Here is a 16778-nt window from a genome sequence, read left to right as displayed (position 1 = left end):
CAATGAGAACGATTAAGTGTCGTAAGGGCATTTGGTGGATGCCTTGGCATGCACAGGCGAAGAAGGACGTGATACGCTGCGATAAGCCGTGGGGAGCTGCGAATGAGCTTTGATCCATGGATCTCCGAATGGGGCAACCCACCTTAGATACTTGGAAAATCCAAACTGAGTTGAGGCTCGGCTTGGGTTTCCAAGTATTGAGATAAGGTATCTGCACCTGAATAAAATAGGGTGTAAGAAGCGAACGCAGGGAACTGAAACATCTAAGTACCTGCAGGAAAGGACATCAACCGAGACTCCGCAAGTAGTGGCGAGCGAACGCGGACCAGGCCAGTGGCAATGCTGAATAAAGTCGAACCTTCTGGAAAGTTGGGCCATAGCGGGTGACAGCCCCGTAGACGTAGAACAGGCATTGTCCTTGAGTAAGGCGGGACACGTGAAATCCTGTCTGAACATGGGGAGACCACTCTCCAAGCCTAAGTACTCGTGCATGACCGATAGCGAACAAGTACCGTGAGGGAAAGGTGAAAAGCACCCCGACAAGGGGAGTGAAATAGAACCTGAAACCGGATGCCTACAAGCAGTTGGAGGCCGCAAGGCTGACAGCGTACCTTTTGTATAATGGGTCAACGACTTAGTGTAGCGAGCAAGCTTAAGCCGGTAGGTGTAGGCGTAGCGAAAGCGAGTCTGAACAGGGCGTTCAGTTCGTTGCATTAGACCCGAAACCGAGTGATCTAGCCATGAGCAGGTTGAAGGTTGGGTAACACCAACTGGAGGACCGAACCCGCATCTGTTGCAATAGATTGGGATGACTTGTGGCTAGGGGTGAAAGGCCAATCAAACTCGGAGATAGCTGGTTCTCCGCGAAATCTATTTAGGTAGAGCGTCGACCGAATACCCTCGGGGGTAGAGCACTGGATGGGCTATGGGGACTCACCGTCTTACTGATCCTAACCAAACTCCGAATACCGAGGAGTACTAGTCGGCAGACACACGGCGGGTGCTAACGTCCGTCGTGAAAAGGGCAACAACCCTGACCTCCAGCTAAGGTCCCCAAGTCATGGCTAAGTGGGAAAGGATGTGAGGATCCCAAAACAACCAGGATGTTGGCTTAGAAGCAGCCATCATTTAAAGAAAGCGTAACAGCTCACTGGTCTAAATAAGGGTCTTTGCGCCGAAAATGTAACGGGGCTAAAGCCATGCACCGAAGCTGAGGATTCCCGCAAGGGAGTGGTAGCGGAGCGTTCCGTAAGCCTGTGAAGGGATACCTGTGAGGGGTCCTGGAGGTATCGGAAGTGCGAATGTTGACATGAGTAACGATAAAGGGAGTGAGAGACTCCCTCGCCGAAAGACCAAGGGTTCCTGCTTAAAGTTAATCTGAGCAGGGTTAGCCGGCCCCTAAGACGAGGCGGACACGCGTAGTCGATGGGAACCACGTTAATATTCGTGGGCCTGGTGGTAGTGACGGATCGCTTAACTTGTTCTGGTTTATTGGATTACCAGGGCGGGGACGCGGTTCCAGGAAATAGCTCCACCTTATAGACCGTACCCGAAACCGACACAGGTGGTCAGGTAGAGTATACCAAGGCGCTTGAGAGAACTATGCTGAAGGAACTCGGCAAATTGCACGCGTAACTTCGGAAGAAGCGTGACCCCTTTTGACGCAAGTCAGATGGGGTGGCACAGACCAGGGGGTAGCGACTGTTTATCAAAAACACAGGGCTCTGCGAAGTCGCAAGACGACGTATAGGGTCTGACGCCTGCCCGGTGCTGGAAGGTTAAGAGGAGAGGTGCAAGCTTTGAATCGAAGCCCCAGTAAACGGCGGCCGTAACTATAACGGTCCTAAGGTAGCGAAATTCCTTGTCGGGTAAGTTCCGACCTGCACGAATGGCGTAACGACTTCCCCGCTGTCTCCAGCATAGACTCAGTGAAATTGAATTCCCCGTGAAGATGCGGGGTTCCTGCGGTTAGACGGAAAGACCCCGTGCACCTTTACTATAGCTTTACACTGGCATTCGTGTCGGCATGTGTAGGATAGGTGGTAGGCTTTGAAGCTCGGACGCCAGTTTGAGTGGAGCCATCCTTGAAATACCACCCTTATCGTCATGGATGTCTAACCGCGGTCCGTTATCCGGATCCGGGACAGTGTATGGTGGGTAGTTTGACTGGGGCGGTCGCCTCCGAAAGAGTAACGGAGGCGCGCGATGGTGGGCTCAGAGCGGTCGGAAATCGCTCGTCGAGTGCAATGGCATAAGCCCGCCTGACTGCGAGACTGACAAGTCGAGCAGAGACGAAAGTCGGTCATAGTGATCCGGTGGTCCCGCGTGGAAGGGCCATCGCTCAACGGATAAAAGGTACGCCGGGGATAACAGGCTGATGACCCCCAAGAGTCCATATCGACGGGGTTGTTTGGCACCTCGATGTCGGCTCATCGCATCCTGGGGCTGGAGCAGGTCCCAAGGGTTTGGCTGTTCGCCAATTAAAGCGGTACGTGAGCTGGGTTCAGAACGTCGTGAGACAGTTCGGTCCCTATCTGCCGTGGGTGTAGGAATATTGACAGGATCTGTCCCTAGTACGAGAGGACCGGGATGGACATATCTCTGGTGGACCTGTTGTCGTGCCAACGGCATAGCAGGGTAGCTATATATGGAAGGGATAACCGCTGAAGGCATCTAAGCGGGAAACCCACCTGAAAACGAGTATTCCCTATCAGAGCCGTGGAAGACGACCACGTTGATAGGCCGGGTGTGGAAGCGCAGCAATGTGTGAAGCTTACCGGTACTAATAGCTCGATTGGCTTGATCGTTCTCATTGGTAATGCTCATCGAACTTTGTTCGATGATGCCATCTTCTTGTCCTGGTGCGCAAAAGCGCTCCGGACGGGCCGGCCAACAATGCCGACGCGCTTCAGCGCTGTATGGCTGCCTTGCTTGACATCGAGTTTGGCAGCGCTACAGAATGCCAGTTCGTCGCCAAGAGTTTGGTGCGCCGTCTGCAGCGTAGCGATCGAAGATCGCGGCAGCGCAAAGACAGAAGATCAAGACGTGTTTAAAAAGAAAACAGGCGAAGGCCTGCCAGCTTCTCAAATGTTGCGCTTCGCTGACCTGGTGGTTATTGCGGGGCGGCTGCACCCGTTCCCATTCCGAACACGGCCGTGAAACGCCCCTGCGCCAATGGTACTTCGTCTCAAGACGCGGGAGAGTAGGTCGCTGCCAGGTCTGCAAAACGCAACATGCCCATGCACTGGACATGACATGTCCAAAAAGCCGCAAGGGAAAAGGATCAAGACCGTCTTCTCGACACAAAAAAGGGCCTCAAGCCCATAACGAGGCCGCATCCAACGCGGCCTTTTTGCTTTCTCGTCATCATGACGAAAAAAACCGTCAAACCAATCCGTTTGACAAACTCCGCAAGCCAAGCAGGCTTGCACATACGAACAGGCCAAAATCGGCCAGTTCTCTCGGTGACGCGGGGTGGAGCAGCCCGGTAGCTCGTCAGGCTCATAACCTGAAGGCCGCAGGTTCAAATCCTGCCCCCGCAACCACCGAGACTTGCAAATTCTCCCACTCGGGAAACCGAACCAAAAGCTCCTCTGAGTACGCCTCGAGGAGCTTTTTTTGTTTCTGCGCAGTGTCGATCTCGCCAGCGCGAAGCTTATCGAGATAATCGTGCTGCTTCAGTGCTTCGAACTGCTTCTCCAGAATTGTCGCGGCTTTCATCGCTCCGAGGATCGAGGCAATGCGGCCATGGACTTCGAGCGATGCCGGCTGGTGGCCGGGTGTCTTGCCGATGACGACCTTCTGGATGAACTGGCGCGCGATGTTGATGAACGGCTGCTTCGTTTCCGTGTTCGCGTGCTCGCGCAGGTAATAGAATGCCGAATTGATGACCCGCTCGACAGCTTCGGGACTGACTTCCGCCTTCAGCTTCCTGATCTTCTCCCCGAAATCTTCCTCCGCCGGCGCCTGCTTCAGGCGCGCCTCGAGGCCGGCACGGCGTTCCTCAAGCGTGTCGAGCATATCGTCGAGGGCGGTAAGGCGCGGCCGGCCCTCGGCTGCGCGATCGCTGATCTGCTGGATGATCTGGCGTTGTTCCTGTTCGGCATGACCTGAGCCCCTGAACTTCCTCTTCACATCGGGCGTCACCATTTTTTTGCAGCGACATCCTTCAGGATCGCATTGTCCAGCATGGCCTCGGCGAGCAGCTTCTTCAGTTTGGCATTCTCGTCCTCGAGCGCCTTCAGCTTGCGGGCATCCGACACGTCCATGCCGCCATACTTCGCCTTGTATTTGTAGAAGGTTGCATCCGAGATGCCGTGCTTGCGGCAGACATCGACTGTCTTCGCGCCGTTCGCCAAAGCTCACCCTGCTCCTTCAATATCCCGATGATCTGCTCTTCCGTGAACCGTGAACGCTTCATTCGTCCGTCTCCTTGATGTGACGGACTCTACCAAATTCTGGAGGAAGTTCAGGGGCTCAGGTCACAGCGACCATTTCGACCTGACCTCAGGTCATTTGGCGCAGTGCATTCTCGCGTTGGATTAGAGGATCTGGGACGTCGGCAATCTTGATCGCGTGGAACGGACCGTGTCACTGATCGTCCTCTCACAAGGATTTCCCGGTAAAGCAAAGACGCCGGCATGATTTGCCGGCGCCTGATGTGCGGGTTCGGACAGCCGATCAGAAGTAGCGAACCTCTTCGGCCTTGGTGCTCAACGGGTCCTTGCCGCGTTTGCTGAGCCAGGAATAAACCGGCGGAACGCGGTCTGCGATGGACTCGACATGGATGTCGATCAGGCAGGGTCCCTGCGTATGGGCGAACGCCTCGTTGAGAGCCGCATCAAGCTCCTTCGCGTTTTTCGCCGTCCAGGCCTTCACATCGAATGCTTCGGCGATGGCCTGCCCTTTGGGTGGCATGAAGTCCACGCCAAAGCACCGGTTGTGGCCCTTCAGCCGGTGCAGGCCCTTGATCCAGCCGAAGGTGCCGTTGTTGAACAGCAGCAGAATGGCAGGCACCTGGAGGCGCACAAGCGTTTCCAATTCGCCGACGCTCATGCCGAAGGAGCCGTCTCCAAACATGCCGATCGGTCGGCGCTCCTTGTCGGCAAACCAGGCGCCGACGGTGGCGGGCAAAGCCGAGCCAAGACCACCGAAGGCGCGCGGAATGGCAAAGCGCGTGCGCCGGTCTCTGAGCTTCAGGAAGCGCGTCATATGCGGGGTAGGGGTGCCGGCATCAGAATAGATGTGCGCGGGCTTGCCATAGGCTTCCAATGCCTCGTTGAAGCATCGTACCGCCAGTTCGGGGCGCAGCGGCATTGATTCGGAATTGAGCAATGCCTCCGCATTTTCCCAAAAATCGGCGCGCAGGTCGTTCAATTCATCAACCCAGTCCTGCGTGCGGGCCGCATCGTTCTTTTCAGGAGCCATGCCGATCAGCTGTTCCAGCACTAAGCGCGCGTCACCCTGAACGGACACGACGTTCTCATAGTTATTGGCCATGATCTCCGGATCGATATCGATTTGTGCCACCCGCTTGTTCAGCGTGATCTTGGGGAAGGTCCAGCCGATGGTAACAACACTTCCCATGCGGGAGCCGACGAACAGAACAAAATCTGAGTGTTCCAGCGCCCAGTTGGCGTGCGGATGGAAGCCGTTGTCGCCGATCACGCCAACGGCCAGCCGGTGATCGTCCGGCATCGTGCCCTGGCCGGTCATGGTGGTGCACACCGGAATATTCAGCTTTTCCGCCAAAGCTGTGACTTCCGGTCCGGCGCAGGACCGGTTGACGCCTCCGCCGGAGACTATCAACGGTCGCTTTGAGGATGTCAGCAAATCCAGAACAGTCTCCAGCTTGCCCGGGGCCGGAAGCGTCGGATAGGCCGGGAACTGTTTGCACTCGGTCTCGACGTGCAGCGAAACGCGGGCAGGATCGATCTCAGCCAGCAGCATGTCTTCCGGAATCTGCAGATGCACGGCCCCCGGCTTGCCGGAGCAGGCGACGCGGAAGGCGCGGCGAATGATTTCCGGCAGCTTTTCAGCGCTTTTCACCTGCACGGACATTTTGGTAATGGGGTCGAACAGGCGGGCGCAATCGAGCTCCGTGAGCACGCCGCGTCCTTCGCCCGGCAGCGGAATGTCGATGGTCAGCAGGATGACAGGCACGGAGGAGGAGTTTGATTCCGCCACCGGCGGCAGGGAATACATGGCGCCTGCGCCCGATGGGCATTCGAAGACACCGGGTTTGCGGGTGAAGCGGCCATAGGCGTCCGCCATGTAGCCTGCGGAGCGCTCGTCACGCGCCATGACGTGACGGATCTTGCCCTCATTCTCTTGCAGGGCTTCGTAGAAAGGAACGTTGGTATCGCCTGGTACGCCGAAGATCACTTCGACTCCGTAGCCAATCAACATTTCGACAAGGATATCTGCACCGCGCACGGCAATCTCCCGATTATTTGAGTTGAGGATGTCACGCAATGTGACGGTGGGTTTCGGCGGCGCCTTCGATGGGCGGAATGGGCGGATTATTTCCCCGCCCAGGTCCGCAATCTGTCATCACCGGAAGCGCTGCGGTGAAAAGGGTTCAAGATCGCGTTCGGGTGGCTTGTCGCTCACGAGATCCGCAGCGAGCCTTCCGGAGATGGGGCCTGAAGCGAAGCCGACATGACCGTGGCCGAAGGCGTAGATTACGTCTGTCGAGATAGATGCCCTGCCAATGACCGGTCGACCGTCTGGTGTGGAGGGGCGATGCCCCATCCAACGATCAACCGAGATGTCACGGGTTTCCGGTAGCCCGGCGTAGGTTCTGCGTGCATGATCGAGCAGGATATCGACACGCTTCCAGTTGGGCGGCGTGTCCACGGTTGCCAGTTCCACCTGCCCAGAAAGGCGAAGGCCATGCGCCGTCGGCGTGTTGGCCATCTTGCCGTCGCTTGGCATGACAGGATGCGCGGGCCCATTGACCGGTGTGCCGATGACACCGTGATAGCCACGCTCCGATTCCAGTGGAATGCGGTCTCCGGCCATTCGCGCCAAGGCCTTCGACCAGACACCGGCCGCGACCACGGTGCGGTCACAGACGATTTCACCCTGGTCGGTTTCGATCGCTTCCAGTCTTTCGCCTTTCAGGCGGAAGCTGGTGGCCTTCGTCTTGATGAGGCGCGCGCCATATTTGACCGCCTCCGAGACAAGGGCAGACACATAGAGGCCCGGATCGGTGCAATGGGCTCCGGCTTCGGCCAGTACACCGAAGCGATAGTGGGCGGACAGCGCAGGCTCGCGTGTCCGCAGGCTCTGTTCGTCCAGCTCCTGCCATTCGAGCCCCGTGATCCGCCGCAAGTGCCAGGCGAGCTTCTCGGTCTCGAAGGCAGCGCGGTCGGGATAGGCATACAGCAACCCCTCGCGTCTGATCAGGTCCGAAGCCCCGATACTCTTTGCGAGCGCGATGTGTCGTTCGGGGCTGTCCTTCAAGATCGTGGCGAGCGCCCTGGCCGTCCTTTCGACCCGTCTCAATGTAGAACCGGCCAGCAGGAAGCGGCTCAGCCAAGGAAGAAGCTGGACGATATTCGCCCAGCGGATGACGAGCGGGCCATTTGGGTTGAGAAGATAACCAGGCACCTGTTTCCAAAGACCCGGCGTCGACATGGGAACAACCGAAGCAGGGCTGATCCAGCATCCATGGCCGTAGCTCGCGGCCTGTCGCCCGCCCGGTTCACCCGGTTCGATAATCGTGACCTGGTGGCCATCGCGCAGCAGTTCGAGAGCGGTGCACGCTCCAACGATGCCGGCGCCTATGACAGTAACATGCATGTTTGGCCCCTTATCCAGTGCCATTGGTTTATGAGCAGGCAATGCATCTCCCGCGTCCGGTCAGCGACAGGACGAGATGGGGAGGCAGCCGTGTGGTGTTTGTCGTCGGGAGGCGAACCGTAGGTCCGCCTCCCGATCCGGTTTTTTTAGATCAAGCCACCGTGGAAATGACTGAGAAAGGCCCGGGTCGCGGGTTCTCTCGGTTGTTCGATCACCTGCCGGGCCTCCCCTTCTTCCACCACGCAGCCATCGCGCATGAAGATCACCCTGTCTGCCACATCTCTCGCAAAGGCCATTTCGTGGGTAACCAGCAGCATCGTCATTCCTTCCGCTGCCAGCGACCGGATGACAGAGAGGACTTCTCCCACCAGTTCGGGATCGAGCGCCGACGTGGCTTCGTCGAACAACATCACCTCGGGTTTCATGGCCAAGGCACGTGCGATGGCGACACGTTGCTTCTGCCCGCCGGAAAGACTGTCTGGGTGCGCTGTCGCCTTGTCGGCAAGCCCGACTTTGGCAAGGAGGTCATGGGCAATGGCCTTTGCCTCGGCCTTCGGCGTGCGCAATACCGTGACTGGCCCCTCCATCACATTCTGCTCCACCGTCATGTGCGGAAACAGATTGAAGCTCTGGAACACCATGCCGGTGCGTGCGCGAAACGACGCCAGTTCCTTGTCGCCCGGCAAGTTGCGGGTTGTCGAGAAGTCGATGGCCTGGCTGCCGACACGGATGAAGCCCTTTTCAGGAACCGTCAGAAGGTTGACGCTGCGCAGCAGCGTGGATTTTCCCGAACCACTTGGCCCGATGAGGGCAACGACATCGCCTCTCTTCACATTGAGTGTAATGTCCTTCAGCACCGCGAAGTCGCCGAAGGACTTCTGGACACCGATCAGTTCAATCATGGTCTCGTTGGTCATGTGGTGAACTTCCGCGCGAGGTCAGTGGCCGCTGCGCGCTTCAAGCCGGTGGGCGAAGCGGGTCAGTGGGAACAGGAGAACGAAATAGATGACTGCAATCATCGTGTAGGTTTCCAGCGGTCGGTAGCTGGCGGATGTGATCAACTGACCTTGGTACAGCAGGTCGGGTACCGCCAGGACAGAGAGCAGGGAGGTGTTCTTCAACTGGAGCACCGTCTGGTTCATCAGCGGCGGAACCATGCGGCGAAACGCCTGCGGCAGAATGATCCTCGCCATCAGTTGATGCCGGCGCATGCCGATTGCGCGCCCGGCATCCCACTGGCCGATATCGACCGAAATGATACCGCCGCGGATGATTTCTCCGAAGAAGGAGCCGCCGTAGAGCGTCAGAGTCACGAATGCCGCAGCACCCGCCGAAAGCTCGATCCCTGTCAGCATCGGCAGCGCGTAATAGCACCACACCAATTGGACCAGAACCGGTGTACAGCGGAAAATCTCGGTGAATCCGATGACCAGCGCATGGACAATACGAATGCCCGATAGACGTGCCATTGCGATGAAGCAGCCGAGAGCCAGACCCGACAAGGCTGTGCCAACCGTAAAACCGATGGTGTAGAGAACACCGGTCCAGATCAGGCCCTTGTATTGAAGCAGGAACCCGAAGTCCCATTGATACTGCATCGTAGAACCCCTTGTATTCTTAGATTTGGCGTCAAGCGCCGGGCTGGCTTGAATGCAGCCATTTGCCGAGAGTCAGAATATCGAAGACCGGAAGCCCGAACTTCCGTGAGATGCCCGAGGAGAATGGCGGCAGGTTCGTGCATTCGAATACCAAGGCTCCGATATCGGAGTGATGGTGAAGCAGGTGTTCGACCGTCATGGACAATTCGCCCGCCAAAGCCTGCGCATCGTATTTCATGCCCCCTTCGATCAGGCCGCGAAAAGCGCCCCCGTTCGGCAATCCCGCGACGGGCGGCATGTCCTTGACGCCGACTTCCTGGAAATGTCGCTCTGTCAAGGATGCACGGTCATAGGTGATGACGCCCACCGTTTTGCCCCTGGGCAGCGTCGCTAAGAGTGACGGAATCTGCAAAAGGCTGGAGGTGGCAACCGGCACAGTCAGACGCATGGAAAGCTGCGACTGACGAAGAGCCAGAAAGCCGCAGGAGGTTGTCAGTGCGAATGCACCTTCTGCCACCAGTTCCTGTCCAGCTGCAACAAATGCGTCCACAAGGTCGTCATCCTGCCCGGAGACCACCTTGCGTGCTGTTGCGCCGCTGATGCGCTTGTAGAGCACGGGAAACGGCCAGCTTGCAGCGTTTCCCACGTCTCCAACTGGACGCTCGAATGATGTATCGAGCATCAGGATACCGAGAGGTTTCGTCATTCTTGCACCATTGGCGGGCCGTGCAGTCGGGATAAGGATCCCGGCTGCACGTATGATTGAACGCGACGGATCAGGTTGAAGCGGCTGCCAACCTCAGAACTGGATATCCGAAGGAATATCCTGCTTCTGGACGCCGACCAGCTCAAGGCTCGAGGTGATCCATCCGCTCATGACACCGGATGACCTGTTGAATTCGAGCCAGTTGTCCACGAACGTGCGGAAGCGCGGACTATCTTCGGCACGGACACCGGCGCAGGTCGGCTGACGGACGATTGGACCGGGAACGACAATCTTGCCGACATTCGGATTTTTCTTGACCGTAACCAGAGACAGCATCGCCACCTGGATGACCGCGTCTGCGCGACCGGACTGCACGGCGAGGGTCGCCTCATCTGGTGTCTTCAGCGCCACAAGTGTTGCTTTCGGCAAGACGCGGCGTGCAAACAGATCGTGGGTAGAGCCGATATCGACGGCGATGCGGACTTCCGGCTTGTTCAGCTCTTCCCAGCTTTTCGGCTCCAGACCGGCTTTCGCGATGATCGTGAAGGTGTTCTGCATGATTGGACGCGTGAATTCGACCACCAGCGCGCGCGACGGTGTCGGGCTGAGGCCGAACATGATGTCGATCTTGTTGGACTGCAGATCGAGTACCGAGTTGCCCCAGGTGGTCTCGCTGATTTCCACTTCGGCTTCCAGAGACTTTGCGAGATCACGGGCCATGCTCATGCAGAACCCGCTCCATTCGCCCGTGGCAATGTCCTTGTGGTAGTATGGCTCCGTTCCGACAATGCCGGCGACACGCAGCTTTTTGGTGCTCCGGACTTTGTCGAAGGTCGATCCTGCTGCCTGTTGTGCGATGGCTGGTGTGGCGAGAGCCGTTGCGGCAACTCCGGCGCCAGCAAGGCCGAGAAAACCTGCAAATTCACGTCTGTTCATGTCAAACCCCTCATTGTTGCTTTTGTTGCTTCATGCGCTCAAATCCACCGCAGGCACCCAGTAGCCTGCGCAGATCCTGTGTCATGCCGTCGTGCCCTTGTCAGAGCTTTCTTTGTCAACATTCGACTGACCGGAGAGAAGCTTGCTGCATCTTGCTGTCCGAGGGAAATTGCGAATACTCCGTCATGCATGAGTTTTTGTCATGATGGGAAATCATAAGGATGCGCCGCTACCTACCTTCGCTCTCCGCTTTGCATGCCTTCGAGGCCGCCGCGCGCTACATGAATTTTACCCGTGCGGCGGACGACCTTGGACTGACGCAGAGCGGCATTAGCCGCCAGATCCGAAATTTGGAGGAGTTCCTCGGGGCTACACTGTTTCACCGATCAGGTCCTCGCCTGGTCCTGACTGAGACCGGTGCCAACTACTATCGTAACCTCGCACTGACCCTGGACCGGCTGGAGGAGATCTCGATTGATGCGGTTCGCGGGCGCAGTGTCGATTCTTCGCTGATGATAGGCACGCACCCGACGCTCGCCTCTCGCTGGCTACCGGAGCGGCTCGGAGCCTTCATCAGTTCTTACCCCGACATTCCGCTTGAAGTCATGCCAGCATTGCCATCGATGGATTTTGAAACGACGCGGCTGGATGTCGCTATTCTGCGCGGCGCCGGAACTTGGGTTCACGCCCGTTCGATCGAGCTCTTTCCCGAAGTGCTGGCGGTTGTCGCGTCTCCTGCCCTCATTCCTCCAGATAGGAAACTAGATCCACTTCAGTTCTCGGAGTTTCCCCTCTTGCAGAATGCCGGGCGTCCCAGTCTGTGGCTCAACTGGCTGCGGCTTGCGAAACTCTCATATAGTGGCCGCATCCAGGGAACGCGCTTTGCTCATCACGAAATGATCATCAACGCTGCGATCCACGGCCTCGGCCTTGCCGTCGTGCCGACCTTCTACATCCGGCACGAGATCGCGAGTGGGCAGCTTCATATGCCCTTTGGCGAGCCGGTGCAGTCGGATGACTCCTATTATCTGGTTTATCCAGAGCGCAAATCTCATAATTCCAACGTGATCGTCTTTCGTGACTGGCTTCTTCGCAGTCTTCGAAAAAACGCTGCAGAAATAGCGCGATAGCAATGACAGTTGGTGGTCAGCGGTTCAAATCTCCTCAAGGCATCCGTTTACAAGTCTCCGCGCAATCAGGCCCCCGCAACCAATAATCCCTGTGAAAACTCTGTTCCTGCTCAAACAGCTGGTCTACCTGGCGGTCTTAAGCGTCAGGTCATGTAGACGCCACCGGTGACGTTGATGCCCTGTCCCGTCATGAAGCGGGCGCTTTCCGAACACAGGAAGACGACGACGTCGGCGACATCCTCGGGCGTCTCGATGCGGCCGAGCGGCGTCTGGCCGACATATTCGTTGAAAACCTGTTCCGGCGAGATGCCGCGCAATGTCGCCTCCCACTCGATTTCGCGGCTCTGCATGCCGGTCTTGACGAAGCCGGGGCAGACGGCGTTCACCCGGATGCCCTGCGGCGCCAGTTCTCTCGCCAGAGCCTGGGTCCAGCCCAGCACGGCGAACTTGCTGGCGGAATAATGCGCCAGAAGCGGCGCGCCGACCTTGGCGGCCAGCGATGCGGTGTTGACGATGCAGCCACTGCCTTTTTGAGAGAAATGGCGCCCGCTGATCTGGTTGGTCAGGAAAATGCCGCGGGTGTTCACATCGAAGTTGAAGTCCCATTCCTCGTCGGTCAGTTCCAGCGCCTTCTGCATGGTGGAGACACCGGCATTGGCAATCAGGATGTCGATGTCGCCGAGCCTTTCCAGTGCTGTCGAAAATGCTGCCTCGACCGAGGAACGCTTGCGCACGTCGATTTCCACCGCAATCGCACTGTTGCCGATTTCCGCCGCCGCATCTTCCGCCGATTTCAGATTGATGTCCGCAATGGCGACCGCCACACCCTGAGCCGCAAGCGCGCGGGCAATCGCAAGGCCGATCCCGGTACCGCCGCCTGTGAGAAACGCGCGACGACCGCTGAGTTCTGGGAAAACCGGATGAGTCATGGGCACTCCTTATTATGCTGCAACACGATAAGAAACAAAATCGAACTTATCAAATGTTTTTTTTGTTTGCTTGCGTTCGTTTCTCTGTTTATGCTCCCTGCAACTCACATTCGTGTCGCGGCTTCCGGAGCTGCGCCGCTCCTCCCTAAGGTCCTTCACCGCGCCAGCGGCACGGGCCGTAAAATATCGCCGGACGGGCAGTTTCGCCCGAAAATTAGACGCCGCTGAAGGATCTGGAAATGGTTTTTGATTGCTTTGGAGCCCGAAAGAAAGTCGTGATTGCCATGGCCCATATCGGGGCGCTGCCGGGGTCTCCACTTTATGACGTCGATGGTGGCGTGGATAAGCTCATCGCCGATGTGATGTCGGACGTCGAAAAGCTCCAGGCCGGCGGCGTCGATGCCATCATGTTCGGCAATGAAAACGATCGTCCCTATGTGTTCAAAGGCTCGCCGGAAAGCATCGCGGCGATGACCGTCATCGTGCAGGCGATCAAACCGTCGCTGAAGGTGCCGTTCGGTGTCAACTATCTCTGGGATCCGCTTTCGAGCGTCGCCATCGGCGCGGTTACCGGCGCAAGCTTCGTGCGTGAAATCTTTACCGGCCTGTTCGCTTCGGACATGGGCCTGTGGGAGCCGGATTGCGCTGGAGCTGCGCGCCTGCGTGCCAATCTCGGCCGCAAGGACATGAAGATGCTGTTCAACATCAATGCGGAATTCGCCCATTCGCTCGATCAGCGTCCGATTGCGCTTCGCGCCAAGAGCGCCGTTTTTTCCTCGCTTGCAGATGCAATCCTCGTTTCCGGCCCGATCACCGGCCAGCCGGCCAACCAGTCGGACCTACGGGAGGTCTGCGAGGTCATCAGGGACGTTCCGGTCTTCGCCAATACCGGCGTGAACATCGACAACGTGCGCGACATCCTCTCCATGGCGCAGGGCGTCGTCATCGGCACCCACTTCAAGGTCGATGGCAACACCTGGAACGCGGTTGACGGCAGCCGCGTCAAGCGCTTCATGGACGTCGTCGAAACCCTGCGCTGATACGGAACCCCTCATGACCGTCGTTCTTGGCCTGGATATCGGGACAACCTCGACCATCGGCATTCTGGTCGGGCTTCCCGACCGCATTCTGGCAACCGCTACCCGCCCGGTGACGCTTTCCTCTCCTCGGGCAGGCTGGGCGGAGGAGAACCCGGCGGAATGGTGGGAGAATGTCCGCGCCGTTGTTGCGGACCTGCTCCAGCAGGGCGGCCTCGACGTCACGGCGATCAAGGCGGTCGGTGTCACCGGCATGCTGCCGGCCGTGGTGCTGCTCGATGCCGAAGGCAATGTGCTGCGCCCCAGTATCCAGCAGAGCGACGGTCGCTGCGGGGCGGAAGTCGCTGAACTCCGGCAGGAGTGGGACGAGGCCGATTTCCTCAAGCGCGCCGGTAACGGCATCAACCAGCAGCTCGTCACTGCCAAGCTGCGCTGGATCGAGCGCCACGAGCCCGACGTCTTCTCGTGCATCGCCACCGTGTTCGGTTCCTACGACTACATCAACTATCGCCTGACCGGCACCCGCGCGGTCGAGCAGAACTGGGCGCTCGAAGCAGGCTTCGTCGATGTCTCGACGGGGCTGATCGACGACGAACTGGTGCGGCTTGCCCATGTCGGCCCGGATGCCATTCCGCCGAAGCGGGCCTCCCATGAGATCATGGGCGTGATTGACGCGCGTGGTGCTGCCGAAACCGGCCTTGCGGCCGGCACGCCCGTCGTCGGTGGTGCTGCCGACATGATCGCCTCGGCGCTCGGAGCAGGGGTCATCGATGCCGGCGACGTGCTCCTGAAATTCGGCGGCGCGGTCGATATCCTCACCGCGACCGATGTGGTGAAGCCCGATCCGCGTCTCTTCCTCGATTATCATCTGGTACCGGGCCTGTTCATGCCGAACGGCTGCATGTCGACCGGCGGCTCGGCGCTCAACTGGTTCGTCGAAACCTTTGCCGGCGGCGAGCGCGAAGCTGCACAGGCAGAGGGGAAAAGCCTCCACCAGCATCTCGATACGCTCGCTTCCGCCCGCCCGCCAGGCGCTGACGGGCTGACCATCCTTCCTTATCTCCTCGGGGAAAAGACGCCGATCCATGATCCGGCAGCCCGAGGCGTCGTGGAAGGGCTCACTCTTTCCCACGATATAGGTCATCTCTGGCGCGCGCTCTTGGAATCCTATGCCTATGCCATCCGCCACCATATCGAGGTTCTGATCGACATGGGCCACGATCCGCGGCGCTTCCTCGTCTCCGACGGCGGCTCGCAGAGCACCGTCTGGATGCAGATCGTCGCTGACGTGCTCGATGCTCCGGTGCAGCGGCTATCAGGCCATCCCGGCTCCTGCATCGGGGCGGCATGGACGGCGGCAATCGGCGTCGGCCTGGAGAATGACTGGCGGGGCGTGACCCGCTTCGTCACCTTCTCGGAAGTGCTTCAGCCTCAGGCCGGAAATGTAGAGGCCTACCGAGACGGCTACCGCCGTTACCGCGACCTCTACGACCGGCTGGCACCGCGCTGGAAGGCGGGATCGTGAGCATTCCGGGTTTCATGCCGGTTTTTTCGGCCGTCGCCTGGGATATCGACGGTACGCTGGTCGATAGCGAACCGCTGCATCACCGCGCGCTGGTGGCGGCATCGAAGGGTTTCGGCGTCGATCTCGCCGACCTGCCGGACATGGCCTTTCGCGGCGTTCACATGGGCGACGTATGGAAGCGCCTGCAACCGCGCTTTCCACCGGGGCTTGCCGAGCAGGAGTGGCTGGACGCGATCAACCGCCATTATATCGAACATCGCCACAGTCTTACGACCATGCCTGGAGCCGTCGAGACCGTCCGCATGCTCGCCGATCTCGGCATTCCCCAGGTTTGCGTTTCCAATTCCTGCCGGGCGGTGGTCGACGCCAATCTCGATGCAATGGGCATTGCGTCTTCCATCTGCTTTTCGGTCAGCCTTGACGACGTGACGGAAGGCAAACCTTCACCCATCCCCTATCGCATGGCCGCCGAACGACTCGGCCTTCCCGCGGGTTCGATCGTCGCCATCGAGGACAGTTTCACCGGTCTTGCTTCTGCGAGAGATGCGGGCCTCTTTGCGGTGTTATACACGGCGCAGGGCGAGGATACGGCGGCAGAGGGCGCGGGCGTGACGCCGGACATGACGGTCAGCGCAATTTCCGACATCGTCTCGCTGTTTTCGGTCGAGCGGGCAGGGAGCCTCGCGCGACGGGCGTAGAGCGGGGTTTGCGTGCGATCTCGTTCGGAGTGCACGATGCTTTCGCTTGTAGCTCAAACCCCCTCTGGCCTGCCGGCCATCTCCCACAAGGGGGAGATCGGACAGGGGATGCCGCTCGCTCCCTCTCGACCGAAGATGTCATCGCATCGCTGGAAAAGATGCGAACAAGGGTGGCCGTTCTGCGGTTCTCCCCCTTGTGGGGGAGATGGCCGGCAGGCCAGAGGGGGGTAGGCCACAAACTCATAGCCCACCCACCCCCATCCTGCACAACCTGTACTTTCGCACAGAGGTGACCATAATCGTCTGTGCATTGCGTGTTTGATTCGAACAGGCTTTGTTTGAAACATTCTCCCTTTCGGCTAAGCTGGTATCCATCTTTGCCGTAAGGGCATTGGCGACAGACGAAAGACAAG

12 protein-coding genes, 1 tRNA gene, 2 rRNA genes and 1 pseudogene are annotated in these 16778 nt (G+C 58.6%); 8 read left to right on the top strand and 8 right to left on the bottom strand.

The window, feature by feature from the left end:
- Positions 1 to 10 precede the first annotated feature (10 nt).
- The 4 genes from ACLBKR_RS15565 to ACLBKR_RS15550 all read left to right on the top strand — a co-directional run bounded on the left by ACLBKR_RS15565 (position 11) and on the right by ACLBKR_RS15550 (position 4113).
- A 23S ribosomal RNA gene (locus ACLBKR_RS15565) occupies positions 11 to 2807 on the top strand.
- 297 nt (positions 2808 to 3104) lie between these two features.
- Positions 3105 to 3219: ribosomal RNA gene (gene rrf / locus ACLBKR_RS15560) — 5S ribosomal RNA — on the top strand.
- Between the two features lie 249 nt (positions 3220 to 3468).
- A tRNA-Met gene (locus ACLBKR_RS15555) sits at positions 3469 to 3545 on the top strand.
- Positions 3546 to 3618: 73 nt separating this feature from the next.
- Positions 3619 to 4113: a hypothetical protein gene (locus tag ACLBKR_RS15550; protein ID WP_414899586.1), complete on the top strand. Its 495-nt coding sequence runs from the start codon at positions 3619 to 3621 to the stop codon at positions 4111 to 4113.
- 35 nt (positions 4114 to 4148) lie between these two features.
- Here ACLBKR_RS15550 and ACLBKR_RS15545 read toward each other — a convergent pair.
- The 7 genes and pseudogenes from ACLBKR_RS15545 to ACLBKR_RS15515 all read right to left on the bottom strand — a co-directional run.
- Positions 4149 to 4420 (bottom strand): annotated as a pseudogene (locus ACLBKR_RS15545) (transposase); the annotation flags it as partial.
- 260 nt (positions 4421 to 4680) lie between these two features.
- Positions 4681 to 6435 carry a thiamine pyrophosphate-binding protein gene (locus tag ACLBKR_RS15540; protein ID WP_113447201.1) on the bottom strand — a complete coding sequence of 585 codons (1755 nt, stop codon included), beginning with the start codon at positions 6433 to 6435 and terminating at the stop codon, positions 4681 to 4683.
- 117 nt (positions 6436 to 6552) lie between these two features.
- Complete coding sequence (locus ACLBKR_RS15535; RefSeq protein WP_113447200.1) at positions 6553 to 7806, bottom strand: NAD(P)/FAD-dependent oxidoreductase; 1254 nt, start codon at positions 7804 to 7806, stop codon at positions 6553 to 6555.
- Between the two features lie 146 nt (positions 7807 to 7952).
- Positions 7953 to 8723, bottom strand: a complete 771-nt coding sequence (locus ACLBKR_RS15530; RefSeq protein ID WP_113447199.1) for an amino acid ABC transporter ATP-binding protein — start codon at positions 8721 to 8723, stop codon at positions 7953 to 7955.
- A gap of 21 nt (positions 8724 to 8744) precedes the next feature.
- Positions 8745 to 9404, bottom strand: a complete 660-nt coding sequence (locus ACLBKR_RS15525) for an amino acid ABC transporter permease (RefSeq protein WP_113447198.1) — start codon at positions 9402 to 9404, stop codon at positions 8745 to 8747.
- A gap of 31 nt (positions 9405 to 9435) precedes the next feature.
- Positions 9436 to 10110, bottom strand: a complete 675-nt coding sequence (locus ACLBKR_RS15520) for an aspartate/glutamate racemase family protein (RefSeq protein ID WP_113447197.1) — start codon at positions 10108 to 10110, stop codon at positions 9436 to 9438.
- Positions 10111 to 10203: 93 nt separating this feature from the next.
- Positions 10204 to 11046: a transporter substrate-binding domain-containing protein gene (locus ACLBKR_RS15515; RefSeq protein ID WP_113486114.1), complete on the bottom strand. Its 843-nt coding sequence runs from the start codon at positions 11044 to 11046 to the stop codon at positions 10204 to 10206.
- A gap of 221 nt (positions 11047 to 11267) precedes the next feature.
- Here ACLBKR_RS15515 and ACLBKR_RS15510 point away from each other — a divergent pair, with 221 nt between their 5' ends.
- Positions 11268 to 12176, top strand: a complete 909-nt coding sequence (locus ACLBKR_RS15510) for a LysR substrate-binding domain-containing protein (RefSeq protein ID WP_113341023.1) — start codon at positions 11268 to 11270, stop codon at positions 12174 to 12176.
- A 143-nt stretch (positions 12177 to 12319) separates the two neighbouring features.
- Here the strand turns inward: ACLBKR_RS15510 and ACLBKR_RS15505 are convergent, their stop codons facing one another.
- Complete coding sequence (locus ACLBKR_RS15505; RefSeq protein WP_113447196.1) at positions 12320 to 13105, bottom strand: SDR family oxidoreductase; 786 nt, start codon at positions 13103 to 13105, stop codon at positions 12320 to 12322.
- Positions 13106 to 13344: 239 nt separating this feature from the next.
- On the opposite strand from ACLBKR_RS15505, the gene ACLBKR_RS15500 reads away from it, so the two are divergent.
- Genes ACLBKR_RS15500 through ACLBKR_RS15490 form a run of 3 tightly spaced genes read left to right on the top strand, consistent with a single transcriptional unit; the run spans position 13345 to position 16365 of the window.
- A complete protein-coding gene (locus ACLBKR_RS15500) occupies positions 13345 to 14145 on the top strand; it encodes a BtpA/SgcQ family protein (protein ID WP_113447195.1) in 801 nt (266 codons plus the stop codon).
- 13 nt (positions 14146 to 14158) lie between these two features.
- Positions 14159 to 15667: an FGGY-family carbohydrate kinase gene (locus tag ACLBKR_RS15495; RefSeq protein ID WP_113447194.1), complete on the top strand. Its 1509-nt coding sequence runs from the start codon at positions 14159 to 14161 to the stop codon at positions 15665 to 15667.
- A complete protein-coding gene (locus tag ACLBKR_RS15490; protein WP_414899580.1) occupies positions 15664 to 16365 on the top strand; it encodes an HAD family hydrolase in 702 nt (233 codons plus the stop codon). The genes ACLBKR_RS15495 and ACLBKR_RS15490 overlap by 4 nt, the downstream gene beginning before the upstream one ends.
- Positions 16366 to 16778: the final 413 nt, after the last annotated feature.

This window comes from Paenirhizobium cremeum (assembly GCF_047553425.1).
GTDB classification, from domain to species: domain Bacteria; phylum Pseudomonadota; class Alphaproteobacteria; order Rhizobiales; family Rhizobiaceae; genus Allorhizobium; species Allorhizobium cremeum.
Note: the sequence above shows the minus strand (reverse complement) of the source record. Positions and strands in the feature narration are given on the sequence as shown.